The sequence below is a fragment of the Solibacillus ferritrahens genome (assembly GCF_037027585.1).
Classification (GTDB): Bacteria; Bacillota; Bacilli; order Bacillales_A; family Planococcaceae; genus Solibacillus; species Solibacillus ferritrahens.
Genome location: NZ_JAXCLE010000052.1, coordinates 1 through 1,270 on the forward strand (window position 1 = coordinate 1; position 1,270 = coordinate 1,270).

Consider the following 1,270-nt stretch of genomic DNA (forward strand, 5'->3'; position numbering starts at 1 on the left):
AAAGACCTCCCGATTTTTATTTTTTTCGAAAGGTCGTTGTGATATAGTTTAATTAGATGTATTACGATTTCTGAGCTGGTAATGCGGACTCATAATCGTAGAGGATATCGTGTTTCAGTAGCTGAAACGTCATTTTCAGAAACTTATTGATACACGCCACAATCGCGACCTTGTGAGGTTTCCTCTGAGGTTGCGTTTTTAATTTATCATAATAATCGATGAGATGGTTATCGGTCTTTTTCCGAAGCGTAATCATCGTACAAATCATAAAAAATAAAATCTTTCGTAATTTTTTATTACCTCGTTTGTTGATTCGATCACGATATTGTGTATTGCCTGACTGATAGCGCATGATATCAATACCGGCGTACGCATTGAGCTGTTTGGCATTTTCAAAGCGTCGAATATCGCCTAATTCACCAATTAATCGGCAGGCGGTCGTATCCCCAATACCTGGAATCGAACGGAATATGCGATATTCATTTCTTTCAGCTGACATACCGACCATTTGTTTAATAATAGCTTCCTTTTTTTCAACTAAATCCATAATACGAGCTGCGTAATCTCGAATTTGATCACATCGAATATCATTATCTTTCATGGCTGGATAACTATTTTGAGCAGCCTCCAATAATACTTCTGCTTTTGCCTCTGCACGTGCCAATGATAGCTTTTTACGTGTATTAGCCTTCAAACGATTTTTAATCACCGTTTTCGAATGTGCTAATAGAAGAGCTGGATGTGGAAACAATTGGACAATATTTAAGAATAGCGCTGAACTTGGTGTTATGAGTTTCTCTAATTCTGGAAAACTCAGATGTAAAAGGGCGTGCATTCGACTTTTTAGTGTAATAACCTCCTCATCAATTTCATCGTAATAACGCGTTAACGCACGCATTTGTTCATAATAATCATCCTGTACATAAGTTGACTCGCGTTCGCTTTTAAAATGTGTTTTGGCCAGCTCATGGGCATCACTGACATCCGTTTTATTACGGCGCATTGTAGCCATTTGTAAGTTCGCTTCAAGCGGATTCATCCGGCAATATGTATAGCCATAATCAATAAAAAACTTTTCAACGGGCTTAGAATAGACGCCTGTTGCTTCAAAGACGATTTCTGGCGCTACTCCATCTTGACGTGCGATTTCTTCCATCTGCTCATGTAACCGTTCAAAATCAGCACGTGTATGATTCAATTCACCTTCGAACTCGCATTGGCGATAGCCATCATAAATCACAAGGTTGCTTTTTCCTTTACTTATATCTAA

1 protein-coding gene is annotated in these 1,270 nt (G+C 38.4%); it reads right to left on the reverse strand.

What is annotated here, in order from left to right; genetic code table 11:
- Positions 1–61: 61 nt before the first annotated feature.
- On the reverse strand, positions 62–1,270 hold a 1,209-nt coding region (locus SNE38_RS19050; protein WP_336047173.1), incomplete at its 5' end, for an IS110 family RNA-guided transposase.